Annotated in this window: 18 protein-coding genes; 2 read left to right on the top strand and 16 right to left on the bottom strand. The window is 48.3% G+C overall.

Going from position 1 to position 15,276, the window contains the following annotated elements; all coding sequences use genetic code 11:
• The 14 genes from cas9 to H8876_RS08910 all read right to left on the bottom strand — a co-directional run.
• On the bottom strand, positions 1-500 hold a 500-nt coding region (gene cas9, locus H8876_RS08970), incomplete at its 3' end, for a type II CRISPR RNA-guided endonuclease Cas9 (RefSeq protein WP_249287462.1).
• 474 nt (positions 501-974) lie between these two features.
• Positions 975-1,961, bottom strand: coding sequence for a zinc-binding dehydrogenase (locus H8876_RS08965; RefSeq protein WP_177264826.1), 987 nt, complete (start codon positions 1,959-1,961; stop codon positions 975-977).
• Positions 1,962-2,011: 50 nt separating this feature from the next.
• Positions 2,012-3,124, bottom strand: coding sequence for an ATP-NAD kinase family protein (locus H8876_RS08960; protein ID WP_249287461.1), 1,113 nt, complete (start codon positions 3,122-3,124; stop codon positions 2,012-2,014).
• A gap of 3 nt (positions 3,125-3,127) precedes the next feature.
• Entirely contained in the window at positions 3,128-4,687 is a 1,560-nt protein-coding gene (gene gcvPB / locus H8876_RS08955) for an aminomethyl-transferring glycine dehydrogenase subunit GcvPB (RefSeq protein ID WP_249287460.1), read from the bottom strand.
• Positions 4,688-4,704: 17 nt separating this feature from the next.
• Positions 4,705-5,013: a PLP-dependent aminotransferase family protein gene (locus tag H8876_RS10190; protein ID WP_283241796.1), complete on the bottom strand. Its 309-nt coding sequence runs from the start codon at positions 5,011-5,013 to the stop codon at positions 4,705-4,707.
• 20 nt (positions 5,014-5,033) lie between these two features.
• Positions 5,034-6,104: a PLP-dependent aminotransferase family protein gene (locus tag H8876_RS08950; RefSeq protein ID WP_283241795.1), complete on the bottom strand. Its 1,071-nt coding sequence runs from the start codon at positions 6,102-6,104 to the stop codon at positions 5,034-5,036.
• A 36-nt stretch (positions 6,105-6,140) separates the two neighbouring features.
• Positions 6,141-7,532 carry an MFS transporter gene (locus tag H8876_RS08945; RefSeq protein WP_249287459.1) on the bottom strand — a complete coding sequence of 464 codons (1,392 nt, stop codon included), beginning with the start codon at positions 7,530-7,532 and terminating at the stop codon, positions 6,141-6,143.
• A gap of 459 nt (positions 7,533-7,991) precedes the next feature.
• Positions 7,992-8,225, bottom strand: a complete 234-nt coding sequence (locus tag H8876_RS08940) for a hypothetical protein (RefSeq protein WP_249287458.1) — start codon at positions 8,223-8,225, stop codon at positions 7,992-7,994.
• 10 nt (positions 8,226-8,235) lie between these two features.
• Positions 8,236-9,132: a hypothetical protein gene (locus tag H8876_RS08935; RefSeq protein WP_249287457.1), complete on the bottom strand. Its 897-nt coding sequence runs from the start codon at positions 9,130-9,132 to the stop codon at positions 8,236-8,238.
• A gap of 12 nt (positions 9,133-9,144) precedes the next feature.
• A complete protein-coding gene (locus H8876_RS08930; protein WP_249287456.1) occupies positions 9,145-9,468 on the bottom strand; it encodes a phage holin in 324 nt (107 codons plus the stop codon).
• A gap of 160 nt (positions 9,469-9,628) precedes the next feature.
• Complete coding sequence (locus tag H8876_RS08925; RefSeq protein ID WP_249287455.1) at positions 9,629-10,375, bottom strand: LptM family lipoprotein; 747 nt, start codon at positions 10,373-10,375, stop codon at positions 9,629-9,631.
• Between the two features lie 12 nt (positions 10,376-10,387).
• Positions 10,388-10,606, bottom strand: a complete 219-nt coding sequence (locus tag H8876_RS08920; RefSeq protein WP_249287454.1) for a hypothetical protein — start codon at positions 10,604-10,606, stop codon at positions 10,388-10,390.
• Between the two features lie 123 nt (positions 10,607-10,729).
• Entirely contained in the window at positions 10,730-10,945 is a 216-nt protein-coding gene (locus tag H8876_RS08915) for a hypothetical protein (protein ID WP_249287453.1), read from the bottom strand.
• A gap of 175 nt (positions 10,946-11,120) precedes the next feature.
• The gene (locus H8876_RS08910) at positions 11,121-11,408 is read right to left on the bottom strand and encodes a DUF1667 domain-containing protein (RefSeq protein WP_249287452.1); all 288 of its coding nucleotides are present in this window, start codon (positions 11,406-11,408) and stop codon (positions 11,121-11,123) included.
• A 12-nt stretch (positions 11,409-11,420) separates the two neighbouring features.
• Between H8876_RS08910 and H8876_RS08905 the strand changes: the two genes are divergently transcribed.
• Together H8876_RS08905 and H8876_RS08900 are read left to right on the top strand one after the other, a co-directional pair.
• The gene (locus H8876_RS08905) at positions 11,421-11,969 is read left to right on the top strand and encodes a sodium:solute symporter family transporter (protein ID WP_249287451.1); all 549 of its coding nucleotides are present in this window, start codon (positions 11,421-11,423) and stop codon (positions 11,967-11,969) included.
• The gene (locus H8876_RS08900; protein WP_249287450.1) at positions 11,970-12,488 is read left to right on the top strand and encodes a hypothetical protein; all 519 of its coding nucleotides are present in this window, start codon (positions 11,970-11,972) and stop codon (positions 12,486-12,488) included.
• A gap of 79 nt (positions 12,489-12,567) precedes the next feature.
• Here H8876_RS08900 and H8876_RS08895 read toward each other — a convergent pair whose 3' ends face one another.
• Complete coding sequence (locus tag H8876_RS08895; protein WP_249287449.1) at positions 12,568-13,968, bottom strand: amino acid permease; 1,401 nt, start codon at positions 13,966-13,968, stop codon at positions 12,568-12,570.
• 106 nt (positions 13,969-14,074) lie between these two features.
• Entirely contained in the window at positions 14,075-15,247 is a 1,173-nt protein-coding gene (locus H8876_RS08890) for a DUF975 family protein (RefSeq protein ID WP_249287448.1), read from the bottom strand.
• Positions 15,248-15,276 lie beyond the last annotated feature (29 nt).

Raw genomic sequence — 15,276 nt, 5'->3', positions numbered from 1 at the left:
CCGTCTCGTGGGCTCGGAGATGTGTATAAGAGACAGCCTCTATACTTTAAAAGGTGGTGGATCGCAAGGTACACCAAACGGATATCGTGCGGCTGATCACTTTCCATCAGATCTTTTCGAAGATGATAGATGGTCGGATACTCCTGATAAAAATCAATGTCTGTATAGCCCTTTTCAATAAATAATGGGTATTTTTCCTGCACTGATTTATCTTCCAAATGAAGCTTACTTTCGTTCAGACGGAGAAAAAACGTATCATCAACCTTAGCCATTTCTTCTGCAAAGAGTTCCTGCAGAAGCTGGATACGCTGATGCCTTCTCTGCAATCTTCTCCTGTTGGTTCTTTTGGTGCGTCTATCTGCTGCTGTATCCGCCTGTTCAAAAAGACGGATTCCCCACATATCTTTTTTATGAAAACGTTCCAAACGATAAGAAGGATCTGTTACTGCCCAGCCTACTGAATTGGTTCCAATATCTAATCCTAAATAATACTTTTCCATAACGCACCTCCAGAATAATCAAAAAAAAACAATTGACAAATACTCGCAACCCCATTATGATAAAGATGATCTCAATTAACTACCATATGAGATTACACTACAGGTTCAAATAAAGAATTTTTCTAACCGCCCGTATGGGCTCCACGTGTTGTGGAATAGACTCGCTTTACTGCGAGTTTTTTATTTCTGTAAGCTAATCTTACTATTCATTTCAGTATATTGCAACTAAATTCTAACTAATCTGACCAAGCTGGGGAATCATTTCCCAAACATAAATAAAAGAAATTGTCTAATCAAAGCATTTCGAGAAGTGAAGAAATCAAGTAGCGGATATTTGTTAGCACCTAATTTCTCTATAAAGAAAACGAGACGGTCGAAACCGTCTCGAAAAAAAATCTAACTTTTGTGGATCACTTCAGAAGGGGATCCGCTGTTTTTTTTGGTAATCTTTCTTATCACTGAACATTCCAGTGCTTATGGCACTGCGACGGTCTTACCAGTCCCGTGCCTAGTCTTCATTCTTCTCAGAAATGAAGGAATCTCCTCCAACCTTACCGTCTGGATCTGCGGCAGCTGTATCTCTCCCTGCTGCAGCATCGAGATGTAGGCATCGCCCATTTGTGCAAGAAACTTCTGAGATTTCAGATCACCATTGATATGTGCTGCACCCAGCGCAACTTCATGAATGGAGATTGCTTTCTCAAAGAACGTAAATTCTTCGAACCGCGGCAGCCCTTCGATTGCAACGAGTTGTCCTCCGAAGGCTAGAATCCCAAGATCTCTCGTCGCCGTCCACGTATTCAGCGTGTTAACGACACAGTCGACACCACGTCCATTAGTCCTACGCATGATCTCCTCATGAACATCAACCTTGTTGTAATCAATCGCCTCATCAGCACCCAAACTCCGCACATACTCGAAATTGTATTCCGAACAGCTAGTATACACATACATGCCACGTAGCTTCGCAAGCTGGACTGCATACCCACCGACACCACCGGCACCACCGTGGATCAGGATCGTATCACCAACCTCCGGCTTCAATTTTCGGATCACGGCCTGGTAGGCTGTAAAACCCGAACACGGAATCGCAGCAGCCTGCACGAAATTGATGCTTTCAGGCAGTTTTGACGCTGTGCGCGATGTCGTGCAAGCGTACTCTGCAAACCCTCCGTTTGCCTTCTCAAGATTTCCATGATAAAATACCCGATCACCCGGTTTAAATTCTTTAACGGAAGCACCGATGTCTTTCACGATACCGGCAACATCGAGCCCTAATACAACCGGTTCATCAAGATTGACATCACCGAAGCCCTCTGCGATCTGATAATCAACGGGATTAAGTCCCACAGCCTTGACCTGCACCAGTATCTCATCATTCTCCGGCACGGGGATCGGACGCTCCGTCGTGTACACGATGCTGTCGATGCCCTTATCTCCTCTCAATTCCAAAGCTCTCATATCCTCCTGCTCCTTCCATCGCTAACTACTGCATCAGCTCATGCTGAATATTATAACACGATTTTGTACGGTATGTAATCCTGATAGCCTGTGACCACACGATAATAACCGCTCAGCATCTGATCCGTTTCGGGATCCCCTGTATCCACTGTCATCGGTCTGCCTCCGAGACCAATCAGTTTAGTACGCGTTGCGACGATCGTGATACCATCCCGACCTGCCATCTGCAGGATTCTCGGCGAAAGCTGCTGATTTCCCCGTCCGAAGACATGTCCCTGTCCGCCGATGATGGTTACGATGATACGAAATAGCCTGCCATTAAGGAGTTCAACGAGCTGTTGCTCATTCAAATCCTTCCCAATCTGCTCCTTGTTGCATACCACGTCTACTCCAAGCAATGTATTCTCCAGTCCCATGGCCTCCATGATGCCTCTTGTTGTCGTCCCTGGGCCGATCACATAGCACACATCATTCTCCATAGTGGAAACGATTTCCATCGCGATTCCTGCGAGACCTGCCGCCTCCGAATACCCGCCAGCTTTCATACCCTGCATATACGCCTTGATCTGTGGAACCATCAAATACCCATAAAGACGCGCCTCCACCTGACCCTGGCGGAACAGTTCTTCATCGATATCCATCACCTCAGCCTCAGCAACGGTGACCCCGGTCTCTTTCACAAAGCTGTGCGCGGCTTTGCCTGCGCTCTGAGGATTCATCGCATAAACGGCAGAGTGGATCTTAACCCCTGCAGGAATCCCAATCACCGGAATCTTTGTTTCTACTGCATCCATGATATCTCTGGCCGTGCCATCACCACCGGCGAAGAGTAAAAGATCCGCTCCTTTTTCGAGTAGTTCTCGTGCAGCCTCCTTTGTGTCCGCCGCAGTCGTTCGACCTTCAACAGCCTTTGCTTCCACCCGGTATGGCAGCACCGTCTGTCGAACCGTATCCTCACCCATTTCTCCGGCTCCGCACAGGATCTCAATATCGTCTGCATCCCTTTCCAATTCTCTGAGGCAAAGGAGTGCCCGGTACGGGGCCTCAGGCACCACACCCATTTCAAGAGCACGCTCCTGGATCGAAACATCATCGCTTCCCTTGAAGCCTGCACGACCGCCGAGTCCAGCATAAGGATTAACGATCAGTCCGATTCGCTTCATGTGTTATTCCTTTCTGCGTTTCTCATATTGCATCAGTGTCGTTCCAAGCTCTTCCCATTTCTCCGTATTTTCGACTTTCATCCTGTGGATCGCACAATTGTGTGGAGCATTGCGAAGAAGCTCTGGTTCTTCATATGCCTCCCTGCACATCTCTGTATAGACGCCTACATACTCATCGATATCATCCCGGCTACAGGACTCACATGGCTCTAGCGTCAATGGTTCCGGCACAATATATGGATGGTGTGAGAGGAATGCCTCTTCTAGTCCGAAATCCATGACCCGATGGTTCAAATCATCCGTACCGAATCCAGTCTCCTTTTTTAATGTCTCGAAGCTGTAGCGACATTGTTCCAGTCTCCGCTTACCCTTCGCATACCAGATATCTACGCCATGAATCTGCTCCATCTTCTTCATCAGGTACTGATTGTTCAGAACCGAACAGATCGCAGCCTCTCTGACACCTTCTGCACCAAGAGTGCGAATCCACATGTATGCCCGCAGCACTGCGGCAGAGTTTCCGAAGAACTGACGTGTGTGTCCGATGCTCTGTGGATTGTTCACCTGCAGGACGAACTTTTCTCCTTCTTTCAAAATCCGTGGACTCGGAAGAAACTGCTCGAGATCTTTGATCACGCCTAATGCTCCACAGCCCGGACCCAAACCACCATGCGGTGCTGAGAAAGTTTTGTGAAGATTATAATGAATCGCGTCAAACCCAACTTCCTTTGCGCGGGCGATGCCCAGCATGCCATTAGCATTTGCCTGATCATAATAGCAGATTGCGCCCACCTCGTGCGCGGCTTCCACGTACTCTTTGATGTCCGGGTTATAGATCCCGGTATCCTCCGGATTGGTGATGAAAATTGCTGCGGTCCGTTCGGAAAGCGCCGCCTTCATATCCTCCAGAGATGGGTAGCCCTTTTCTGGATCAATCATTAGTGTGATCACTTTGTATCCGGCTGTTGCAGGTCCCGCTGCATCACATGGATGCGAGAAAATGGTCGTTACAATCTCATCTCTGTAGCCTTCGCCTCTACTTTCATGATATGCTCGGATGACGCAGGCAGCTGCAAATACTGCCGTCGCTCCGCCACCCGGTTGAAGGCTGAATGCATCCATGCCGGAGATTGCCTTCAACATTTGCTCTGTCTCATAGTAAATCTCCAGTAGACCCTGTTTTGTTTCATCTGGCTGGAGAGGATGAACCTCTGTAAACTTCGGGTTTCTGGCTACCATATGCTCTTGAACCTTCGGGGAGTACTTCATGGTGCATGTTCCCTCGAAATCCGGGGTCGTATCGACACTCAGGGTTTCCTGAGACAGCCTCATGAAATGCCGATTCGCTCGAACCTGATTGACTTCAGGAAGGTTTGGCATTTTTTTTCTTTTAAGAGATGCTGGGATGGTGTCAAGCCCGGATCCCACTTCCTGTATAACAGACGCATCTGCAGGAGTTACCAGGACACCACGTTCTCCCGGCACACTCAGATCGAAGATCAGTTCTTCGTTCCATTTTGCCTGATGATAGTTTCTCAGCTGTTTCTCATAGTCTCTATGCATGATCTTCCTCCTTTCCTTTACTGCAAGATCTCGCGAAGCGCATCTACCAGTCCATCGATTTCATCTTTCGTGATGACTTCCGTAATACAGTACAGAGCACTCTGCCCCAGTTCAGGGAAGCATTCTGACAAATCCAGTCCGCCGAAAATCTGCCTGTCCAGCAATGCACTGTTAATCTCACGAACAGTCTTGCCGCTCTCTGAGAAATCTACGACGAATTCCTCAAAGAACGACCCCTCGAACCGAATGCTCACACCCGGGAGCTCGCCGATCTTCTGTGCTCCATACAGTGCATTCGTCATGATCGTGTCTGCAACTTCCTTCATCCCTTCTGGTCCCAGAAGTGTCAAATACGTTGCCGCGTAGTGAACCAGTAATTGCTCTGGGTTCCCGTGAATTCTTTTCCTTTCTCACGAATCGCATAGTGGGTGCGCTCGTACAGATTCAACGTGAATCCATACTCGCCTTCTTTGATGGTGTCCACCATACCGAAGGCCAGATCCTTCGTTTCGGACATGTGTTCCATGTCGTCCGGTGTGGCGATGATCCCCGACTGAGAACCACCCGAGCTAAGATGACAGCCTAAATCATGCAGATCACAGATTGCAATCGTTGCCCCATAGTTAGCCGGAGCCTCAATCACGCCCAAAGAGAGTGGATTTGCGTTCACGATGAACTCCGCATCTGCAGCCTTTGCAAGCTGTCCAATCTGTGGGGCGTCTGCTTCCAACTGACCTAGGTAATTCGGATTCTCTAAGTAAACACCTGCAACAGTGTCGTCCAGCTTATTCTTCAGATCTTCAAGATCTACCATTCCTGTCTTGCTGTCATAGTTGACCATCACCAGATCCAGTCTCTGCTCTTCCTGTACGGAGTAGCAATAGTTCTTCACTGTTGAGAGAATCTGCGGATTCATGTTTGCAGGAAGAAGGATCTTCTTCCTGCCTGTGATCCTATTCGCCATGCTGACTGCTGTCGCCGCTGCCTGTGCACCATCATGACAAGTCTGAGCTGTGAACTCCATTCCCAAAAGCATGCAAATCATAGTCTGTGCTTCGAAAAAGATCTGGTTCTTGCCATGGTCACTGTATGCTCCTTGACCATAGCAAGATATGAGTTCTCCTCTTCCGGCAATCTCATCGCAGACGGCAGGAGTATAGTGATAGGCACATCCTCCGCCAAGAAACATGCTGTACTCCTCCGCTGTTTTATTCTTCGCTAAGATCCGGTTCACGTGTCGGCGTACCGATTGTTCATCGCCAAGAGCCGACGGTAAATCTAAAAGTCCCTGATATCTCAGATGCTCCGGGATCTCTTCATATAATTCCATTTCGTCTTTCACATTTACAAATTCCATCATTTCCTTTTTGATCTGTGGTGCAGAATTCGGAATGTATGGATATGCTTTGTTGCTCATTCTGTTACCTCCTCTTTTTATCTAAGTGCTGCTTGATCAGAACAGATTCTCGATTCCTTCATCCGTGACTTCTTCTCCGGCTCTCTTCTTGGCCAGTTTTTCCATAAGCAGATTAAATTTCTCTCTGGAAAGTGGATTGAAAATGCAAATGACTGCGGTCAGGATCAGCAGGATTCCCGGGAAGAGTGCTGCAATCTTCACGAATCCGGACATAGTCTCCGGTGCCTGTACAGCAGCGTTCGCATCATAGTGAAAGAATGCGAGAAGCATACCAAGTCCCCATGCTCCGAATGAGGATGCGAGCTTCTGTGCGAAAGACCCCATTCCTGTAACCTTACCCTCATCACGGGTTCCAGTCTTGAACTCCATGACTTCAGCGGTATCGAACATCATTGAGTATCCGATGGTCCAGTATACCGAATTCGCGATGCAGAAGCAGAAACAGTGGACGATCAGAATCGTATAATTCGGGATCTGCGTAAAGTAACAAACAAACATCCCCAAGGTTGCAATCAAATAGAAGAAAGCTGACCCTTTTAGCTTGCCATACTTATTGCACACTCTGTTGATCAATGGCAGGAGCACAATACTAAAGACCGCAAAGAAGGTCCAGTACGAAGATTGCAATCCTGCGCTCAGCCCCAATTTATTGCCCATCAGATAGACCAACGATCCCTGCTCCATCGTATATGCGATGCAGAAAACGAAGACCATGTAGATATAGAATCGATAAGCTTTGTACCTGAGCATTCCGAAATAACTTATCAGAATCCGTCCGATTGATTCCCGTTTCATATTCGAATCCCCTGCGATCAGTTCCTTGCCGTTGATTGTGACTCGGCATATGATCGCTCCGATCAATGCGATCGCTCCGAAAACGACGGCGCCGATGGTCCATGCCCACTTCTCGCCGATCCCTGCTCTCTCTACAAAAGCGATGACGACCATAGGACCTGCAGTACCGAACCACGAAGCGACATAGATAAAAATCCCGCGGAACGTACTCAGTGCATTTCTTTCCTCGTAATCCTGTGTCAACTCAGCACCCAGCGCAAGGAACGGAATGACGAAAAGCGTATAACCAAGCCAGAAGCTACAGCCGATGATCAGATACCATACAAACTTGAATGCAACACTGTCGATTGGCATGACCGTGTACATCAAGATTAGTGTGATGTATTCCAGAATCGCGCCATAAATGAGGAACGGTCCACGACGTCCCTTCGGATTTTTGCTTCTGTCGGACAATCCACCGATGATTGGATCCGTGATTGCATCAAACCAGACCGTAATCATAGAAATGATGCCTGCCATTACTGGCGGCAATCCTGCGAAGTCTGTCAGGTAGTAAATAAAGTACGCATAGAAGAAGTTGAATGCGATGACGTCTCCCATGGTACCCATACTATACCCAAACTTTGTTTTCATTGGAATCCTTTCAGTTCGAAATCCTTGTTCCATTATTTGACTCCTTTCTTTCGATATACTTTAACACATTAATAACGATTCCACTACTAAAAAACGCAAAATACATGCCTTTATATTCTATATATTCAGAATATTTTTTCTCTTGCTCTTCAGGAGCAAGCAATATCAACAGGTTGTGAGTTTGGATTTTTTCGTATTTAATCATCTATCTACTAACAGATATTTTAAAAATCCCCCCTTTAGTCTAACAAGAGTCCCTTAATTGTATCCAAAAATCACGCGTTTGATGCAATTTTGGATTGCACATATGATTTGTTTCGATTCATTTTTAAATCGTAACTCTGGAATTGGAAATACCGAATTGTTTCTCTGCTCAAAGTATTTCGAGAAGTGAAGGTTTTAGAAAACCGCCAAGTCCCCGACTTGACGGTTTTCGTTTATTTCCGTTCCTTCTTCCTCCTACTTCTCTATCCTCTCGATCCCGGCATTCAGCGCGCGTACCTGTTCCTGCAATGCTTCCACTTTTTCTTCCAGTCCGCAGAGGTGATCCTTGGCTTTTTCGTAGGCATCCACCTTCTTTTCCAGCTGATCGATCCGGTAATTCACCAGGCGGGACGACCTGACCATACCTATGACGGAGCCGGAAAGACCGCCCAGAGCCGCGATGACAGCTACGATGATTTCAGACGTCATGATCCACCTCCTATTTCACATAAATGCGCCTTCCTTTTTTCCCGCAGATCCAGCCGCTCGGCGTCTTGATCCATACGTCCGCACCTATGCTGCGCACCGCCATGATCGTTACGCGGGTACCTTTGCGATACACGGCATAAACTCCGTTCAGAGCGTGTTTTTTACCATTCGCCGTCAGCTGTGATCGCCTCTTGCGGGTATAATTCGTCCCCGGTCCGCTCCTGACATTCAAATTAACCTGCAGCGTCACCGTCCTCCCCACTTTATAGACTCTCCCAATGCCAGAGCTGCTCGCCGAGTCTCCGCCAGAAGCTCCCGAAGGCCCTGAAGAACCCGCAGTTCCTCCCGTGATCCGCCGAAACCCCAGCCCTTTCGTCTGCCTTACCGACGTAAACGACGTATCCACATAAAAAACCTTCTCCGGCGGTACAGCTCCCCCTGAGACGTCGATCACGAATTTCCCCAGAGAATTTTTCCGCCAGCCGTTGCCGCGAAGCCTCCCTCTGCCGCAGCTGATGTGAAAATGATTGCCTGTAGCCCTGCCATCCGTTCCTTCCAGAAACATAGCCGTCCCCTTGCGAAACAGCTGTCCGACCCGCAGCCTTCTGAGTGTATCATCGTTAGGATGGATCACCATCACCGTTACATGATCCTTAAAAGCCGGTGTCTGCACAGGAGCTGTAGACTGGATCCAGATGGTATTGACACCTTTGCTTCCCACACCATAGATCCGCTTCACAACACAGTCAAACGGCGCATAAAAATAACTTCTCCCGGCATCTGCGCATGCCTCATCGATCGGATAATCCCGCGGCGAGCCATTGTAATTTTTACTGTGACTGTAACTGCCCTTATAGCTCTGAGTGATGTTCATGACCTTCGCCGGGTATCTGCTGATCTGTGCCATACCGATCACCTCCTAGCTCAAGTCCGCAGCTTCTTCTGCACCAGGATCCGGATCCAGACCGCCGCGTTCCGCTTCCAGCTTCCTCAGTTCTTCCTCCTGCAAAGCCTCTACCTGCAGTTTCGCAAGCCGCGTAGTCTTGCGGATATCGTTATCCTTCCACCAGGCCCAGACGGTAGTCGATGCCGCGGCCAGGATCGAGACGGCTTCATACAGTCCGCTCTCATCCAGATTTAACGGAGCTTTCCCCGCCATCACTAATGCAGAATTCAACAGTGCCAGAGCTGCCGCAACAGTTCGGGCAATGGTATCTTTACCGATATTCGGAATATTCGTCATGCCATTTTCCTCTTTTCTCAAAAGATTTTACAAGGGTTACAAAACCCCTAATGTAGCATATTCCCTAAAACAGCATGACGTGTCTGCCGGATCCAGCAAGATTTCATGCAAAAAAAGACAAGAACAACGCATGCTCTTGTCTTCCTTTCAAATTGTGTTTTTACTGCATCAGATTCACTGACTCTCCCGTCGTGTCATTGGTTCCAACACCGCTGGCGTTTACCGTATACCATGCCGACGTCGCCGTATGATAAGTGCCATCACCATTATCTACTGTTTCATATAACTGTATCGTGTAAGTTCCGTTGCCGTTATCCGTCACATTATATTCCGGTGGACAGTATCCGTTCTGTGCCCGGTAGTAATCCTGTGCTACCCGCGCCAGCTCATCCGTGTTGTAACTGGAACCTGCCGCATCCGAACTTCCAGAAGAAGCCGATGCCCCACTCTTTGCAGATGCTTCTTTAAAAACATATTCCCCGCTCATCACGCTGCTGCTCTCACCGCCGGCCAGCGTAGATTCATCGCGCTGCACGTTCATGATCACCTGATCCTCTTCAAAAGTGTATGTCAGACTCTTGAACTGACTGGAAATATCATTGCCGCTTCCATCGGTCACGTTGTGGACCGTCAGCATGTTATCCTGTTTGTCAGCAGTCATCAGATCAATGGTATAGATCTCTTCTATATATTCCGGCGAGCCCTCCTGGAAGAAGCAATGCATCTTCAATCCATCTTTCGTATCCAGAGAATACTTCAGATCTCCATTCGCCTGATAATAGGCGTAGTCGTCATAAGCTTCGTAATCCGAATCGGTCTTCTGATTCTGTTTCGTGCCGCATCCGGCCAGCGTCAGCGATACCGCCAGCAACATCAAAACCGCCACTATGCTTACTATTTTTTTCATCATCTTCCTCCTCTATTTATACTGCTGCAGCTTTTTCGCCGCCCCGTAATCCTTCAAATACAGGATCATCAGCACTACCAGAATGATCCCGATCATACCAAACACACCGACGCTGGTGGCGTACCACGCATTAAAATCCTCAAATCCGGAAAATGAACAGGCCCATAAAATCATCCCCATTCCTCCAAAGCAGGTCAAAGCCAGAATACCGATCGAAACAGCCGATATCATCAGTTTCTTCGGTTCCTGTTCGATCTTGCTTCGGATCTTCTTCGTCCTGTCCGTATAATCTTCCGGGATCCGGAATCCCGTCGTGACCAGCGCTGCCTCTATCTCTGCACTGGCGAAATTCGCCTAGTCTTTCAGCTTCTTAAAGGTCGGATATTCCACCGCGATAATCAGCATCAGGATCACATCAAAAATCGTCATCTCTATCCCCAGACCTCCGATCAGGATCCCGATCAGCGCCAGGACAAACACAATCATAAAGACCAGGAACACCTTCATACAGACACTGTAAATTTTCTCATTTCGTTTCAACTGTCTCAAGACAAATTCTTCATATTGCATACATTCACTCCCCCTGTCATCTCAGCCAGTAATACGATTCGTTTCTGTTATTCTATCATCTCGCCCTTTTTCTGTGCAGTTTACATTTGTCTCAAAACAACAAAATTCCCAAAATGCATCTGCCACTTCGGGAATTTGTCTCATCTGTCTATTCTATTTTCTGCAAAGTCTCCGGCTATGCTTTCATGTCCGCAGTCGCGATGACCTTCGCACCAGTCCCACACAAGTTTTCGATCAGCACATCACCGTACTTCACCGGAAGCTTCGGATGAGTACTGTAGACCGCTTTCGCACATTCTTTCAGCAGAGCTTTTGGTACCGGCCTGTCCGTTTTCACGCTGAGAGGCCGGTCTGCTCCCTCCGGGCGCATAAGGATCGTCAGTACTCTCTGAGGATCCGTGATCTCCTGTTTCGCATAAGGGATCCCCTTGCTGCAAAAGTTCCCCGTTACGGCGATCTTCACATTGCAGTGATCATGGCCGTAGGGCTTTGGGCTGCAAAAAAAGTAAAAAATTCTGAAGACTGGTTCGTCGGCGGCAGATCCATGGGACCATGGATCACAGCTCTGGCACACGGATCCAGTTCTCTGGGTGGCGTATATCAGCTGACATGGATCGCATGGTCTGTTCTTTCGCCGGCATTTATTCCATGTATCATCGGCGGCCTTTACTGGAAAAACGCTACGAAAGGCGGAGCCATCGCGGCCATGCTCGTTGGATCTGTTACGGGGTTCGGCTGGTACTACCTGCTGCAGGAGATCACAAATATCCACACATTTTTCGCAGCTCTGGTTCTGGCTACCGCAGCCTATATCATCGCCAGCAAGCTGACGAAAAAACCACCTCAGGAAGTTCTGGATCTCTTTTATTATGCAAAGAGCTTTGATCCGGCAGATGCTGGTTCTGAAGCTGTATCTCCTGCAAAGGCTGTTGCTGAAAGCTCTGATGGTACTAAACCTTCTACGGTTTCTGCTGGGATCCAGATGAGTGCGGATCAGTTCCGGGCAGTTTTGGAGAATGCGTAAATGGCTGAGATCAAGGTACTAAAGGGACTTCGCTATACACCGGATATGTTTCTGAAACGCATGGCAAAATCAAAGAAATTAAAAGATACGATCACAGTGCGATATGTGACTACTCTCTACAGCCTGTGCTGGATCTTTCAGCTTCGCATCGCACTGCAGGCTACACGTAAAACAACCCGATACGCAGGGTATTACGCAGGATTTGATGAGATCGCCATGACACCCGGCAAGCTGGCAATGCTTCCTTCCTGTGAACCGCAGGACGTCGCTGAGGCGTGCATTTTGCAGGATAAACTGACTGAGGAAGAAGCTTTGCGGAAATCCTGGGAATACAATAAAACAGGCATATTCCGCAAATTCCGCAACCTCAACGCACCACCTGTTTTAGAAGAATACGTGACAGAACGAATGTACAAGCCGCTGTATTTGTTCGAATTTTACAATACTGAGCTGGATGAAAAAAAATACAAGGTACTGGATTCTCTCACGGGAGATCTGGAGGATATTCAAATAACATAAGAAAAAAAGGGAACGTTTCACTGTATCGTGATTCGTTCCCTTTTCGATTGGCTTTGCTTGTCAGTAAGCAGTATTCTGTTTATTGCTTTGCTATATGTTCCGATGCTTTGCTGTGCTTGACGCCATATGCGAAGTAGATCGCCATCCCTGCGATAGTCCACAGGACGAATGCAATCCATGTCATGGTATCCAGCTGGATCACAAGGAAGATGCAGAGTGCCATGGAAATCAAAGGTATCGCCGGAACAGCCGGGACTTTAAAGGCTCTTGGCATTTCCGGGTGCATTTTACGCAGCACGATAACAGTTACCGATACAAAGAAAAATGCCCACAGCGTACCGATATTACAAAGTTCGGCGATCGTCCCGATCGGAAGGACTCCTGCCAGGATAACGCCTATGATCCAGACACAGATGACCGCCTGATTTGGAACACCACGTCTGCTGACTTTTGAGAAGGATCTTGGCAGAAGACCATCTCGCGACATAGAGTAGATCAGGCGTGATTCACTGCCTAAAAGCACCAGGACTCCAGTAGTCAGACCTGCGATCGCACCTACTGATACCAGTGCAGATCCCCATCGGATCCCGACTTCATTGAGCGCATGGGCTACCGGGGCTGCTACTCCGGAATACACAGAGTACTTGGCAACACCGGTCAGCATCAGTGTTACGATGATATACAGGGTCGTAGCAACGACAAGAGAACCGATGATACCCTTTGGCATATTTTTTTGCGGATCTCTGACCTCTTCTGCAGAATTTGCGATCGCGTCAAACCCCAGATATGCGAAGAAAACGATCGCTGCTCCTGAAAATACACCGCTCCAGCCATATGGCAGAAATGGTGTGTAATTCGATGGATCCACGTGCTTCGCTACAAGGATTATGAACAGCAGGATCACTCCCAGTTTTACAAATACCAGGATATTGTTCAGCCTCGCACTTTCTTTCGTTCCCCAAAGCTGCAGCATTGCCATGATCGAAATAATGATGATGGCCGGCAGATTCATGATACCGCCGCTGGAAAAGTCTGTGATCAGCTTCTCCGGTAAATGGATCTCCATCAGTTCCAGAATATTCACGGCGTAAGCGGACCAGCCTACTGCAATAGCTGACATAGCGACTACATATTCCAAGGTGATACACCAGCCGATAAACCAGCCGAAAATTTCTCCAAGCCCTACATAAGCAAATGTATAGGAACTTCCTGATACTGGAATGGCTGAGGCCAGTTCTGCATAGCAGAGCGCTGCACAGGCACATGCCAGACCTGCCAGGATAAAGGAAAGGATCAGTCCGGGACCTGCACGGTCAGCAGCTGCCACCCCAGTAATAACGAATAATCCGGAGCCTATAATGACTCCTACTCCCAGCATGGTCAATTCAAAAGCTCCAAGACTTCTCTTTAACCCGCTGTTTTTCTCACAACTGCCCATTATATGATCTAATGGCAGTTTTCGCATTAGTTTTTCTTTCATGTCCCTCTCTTTTTTTAGATAAACCACAAACGCGCCGTCTGCCTGATTGCAAACGGCGCGAATTTTAACATATCTTTACGGTCTTTAAATTGTCTGCCAGAGTCTGCTACTGCTTATCCTCCGGATCTTGAGGCTGTACCGGAGGCTGTGGCGGCACTTCCTGCGGAATCGGATCTACCGGTGCCTGTGGCTGCAGCGGAACCGGATTTGCCGGTGCCTGCGGCTGTGGCGGTACTGGATTTGCCGGTGCCTGTGGCTGCGGCGGTACCGGATTTACCGGTGCCTGCGGCTGCGGCGGAACCGGATTTACCGGTGCTTGTGGCTGCGGTGGTACTGGATTTGCCGGTGCCTGCGGCTGCGGCGGTACCTGATTTACCGGTGCCTGCGGCTGCGGCGGTACTGGATTTACCGGTGCCTGCGGCTGACGCATTGCTGCCGGAATGGCTTCTGGATCGATCGGAGCCGGCTGCGTCTCCTTGATCAGATGACCTGCCAGGATCTCATAAAACCCGGCCTGCGTCGAATAAATATATGCGATGACCGGAGCCATACAAAGAGCTCCGACGATGTCAAACAGCACGGTCATAAAGCCAGACAGATACAGAGCCTCCGAAATCCCGCTCAGTACCCCTGCCGGAATCGATGCCAGGATTCCCCATCCAATAAAGGACAGGCTCAGACAAAAATACTTAGCCTTGTTTCCACGCATCATCATCTTACTTTCATCCATGCACTGACGAATGCCCTTGTTCGGATCATCGGCCAGGATAAAGAACGCCTGGCTGTATCGAATAGCTGCAATGATTCCCGGAACGATGAACAGCAGCGACCACAGTACGATAAACAGTCCCTGGAACAAGAACAGCCCCAGCGCCTTGCCGTATCTTTCAAACCCCAGGAATACATCTCCGATCCCAACGATCTGCCTGCGGAACATTGCCAGGAAGAACAGCGTGAGCCCCAGATCCATAGCACCCGTCACCAGCAGAGAATAGATCCCGCTCAGCGGTGAATATGCCGGCATAGAGTTATAAACAGTGCTGTAACTATCCACGCCTACATTATACGAATAACCCATATTCATGCTGTACAGTTCTCCCATATCGATCCCAAACAACGTATTTAGGATCGCAGGCGGAAGCTGCACACACAATGTATATACGATCACCGCAATAATAGCACTTTGCCATTTCCCGGCGAGCGCATTCCGTCCCAGAGCCCTCAGATTACTGCTCGGGTCGGTAATAATAATATTGTTCCCGTAAAAATTTTGCTGCATAATATACCTCTTTCAAACTTAGTTTTCAA

It is taken from the genome of Lentihominibacter faecis (assembly GCF_014306095.1).
In the GTDB taxonomy this organism is placed as follows: Bacteria; Bacillota; Clostridia; order Peptostreptococcales; family Anaerovoracaceae; genus Lentihominibacter; species Lentihominibacter faecis.
The sequence above is the reverse complement of the archived record's forward strand: the minus strand, read 5'-3'. Positions and strand labels throughout refer to the sequence as shown.

What these genes read in the sequence shown, in the direction of transcription:
- H8876_RS08965 (WP_177264826.1), bottom strand. Translation starts at nt 1,961, where the DNA reads ATGAGAGCTTTGGAATTGAGAGGAGATAAGGGCATCGACAGCATCGTG.
- H8876_RS08960 (WP_249287461.1), bottom strand. Translation starts at nt 3,124, where the DNA reads ATGAAGCGAATCGGACTGATCGTTAATCCTTATGCTGGACTCGGCGGT.
- gcvPB (WP_249287460.1), bottom strand. Translation starts at nt 4,687, where the DNA reads ATGCATAGAGACTATGAGAAACAGCTGAGAAACTATCATCAGGCAAAA.
- H8876_RS10190 (WP_283241796.1), bottom strand. Translation starts at nt 5,013, where the DNA reads ATGAAGGAAGTTGCAGACACGATCATGACGAATGCACTGTATGGAGCA.
- H8876_RS08950 (WP_283241795.1), bottom strand. Translation starts at nt 6,104, where the DNA reads ATGAGCAACAAAGCATATCCATACATTCCGAATTCTGCACCACAGATC.
- H8876_RS08945 (WP_249287459.1), bottom strand. Translation starts at nt 7,532, where the DNA reads ATGAAAACAAAGTTTGGGTATAGTATGGGTACCATGGGAGACGTCATC.
- H8876_RS08940 (WP_249287458.1), bottom strand. Translation starts at nt 8,225, where the DNA reads ATGACGTCTGAAATCATCGTAGCTGTCATCGCGGCTCTGGGCGGTCTT.
- H8876_RS08935 (WP_249287457.1), bottom strand. Translation starts at nt 9,132, where the DNA reads ATGGCACAGATCAGCAGATACCCGGCGAAGGTCATGAACATCACTCAG.
- H8876_RS08930 (WP_249287456.1), bottom strand. Translation starts at nt 9,468, where the DNA reads ATGACGAATATTCCGAATATCGGTAAAGATACCATTGCCCGAACTGTT.
- H8876_RS08925 (WP_249287455.1), bottom strand. Translation starts at nt 10,375, where the DNA reads ATGAAAAAAATAGTAAGCATAGTGGCGGTTTTGATGTTGCTGGCGGTA.
- H8876_RS08920 (WP_249287454.1), bottom strand. Translation starts at nt 10,606, where the DNA reads ATGATATCGGCTGTTTCGATCGGTATTCTGGCTTTGACCTGCTTTGGA.
- H8876_RS08915 (WP_249287453.1), bottom strand. Translation starts at nt 10,945, where the DNA reads ATGCAATATGAAGAATTTGTCTTGAGACAGTTGAAACGAAATGAGAAA.
- H8876_RS08905 (WP_249287451.1), top strand. Translation starts at nt 11,421, where the DNA reads ATGGCCGTAGGGCTTTGGGCTGCAAAAAAAGTAAAAAATTCTGAAGAC.
- H8876_RS08900 (WP_249287450.1), top strand. Translation starts at nt 11,970, where the DNA reads ATGGCTGAGATCAAGGTACTAAAGGGACTTCGCTATACACCGGATATG.
- H8876_RS08895 (WP_249287449.1), bottom strand. Translation starts at nt 13,968, where the DNA reads ATGAAAGAAAAACTAATGCGAAAACTGCCATTAGATCATATAATGGGC.
- H8876_RS08890 (WP_249287448.1), bottom strand. Translation starts at nt 15,247, where the DNA reads ATGCAGCAAAATTTTTACGGGAACAATATTATTATTACCGACCCGAGC.